Origin of the sequence: Hymenobacter sediminis, assembly GCF_003231285.1 — a bacterium.
Lineage (GTDB): Bacteria > Bacteroidota > Bacteroidia > Cytophagales > Hymenobacteraceae > Hymenobacter > Hymenobacter sediminis.
Genome location: NZ_QKNS01000067.1, coordinates 1 through 264 on the forward strand (window position 1 = coordinate 1; position 264 = coordinate 264).

At 45.8% G+C, this 264-nt stretch carries 1 protein-coding gene; it reads left to right on the forward strand.

Annotated elements, in window-relative coordinates; all coding sequences use genetic code 11:
* Positions 1–27: 27 nt before the first annotated feature.
* Positions 28–264, forward strand: a 237-nt coding sequence (locus DNI29_RS23990) for a primosomal protein N' family DNA-binding protein (protein ID WP_133255761.1), incomplete at its 3' end; no start/stop codon positions are given.

Here is a 264-nt window from a genome sequence, read left to right on the forward strand (position 1 = left end):
GTTTCCATCTTTAGCCTGACCCACCTTTTGGAGAGTTTATTTGGTGATTTATACCCGCAGGAAGACAGCAAATCCAACTTATTTGCGGACATCATATTGCCGGTACCCATCCCCAAGATGTTTACCTACAAAATTCCGCGGAGTATGGCCGAACAGATCGGCATCGGTTTTCGGGTGATTGTTCAGTTTGGAAAAAAGAAGGTACTTACGGGTATTATCGGCAAAGTCCACCAAAAGCCGCCTTCAGCTTACGAAGCTAAACCC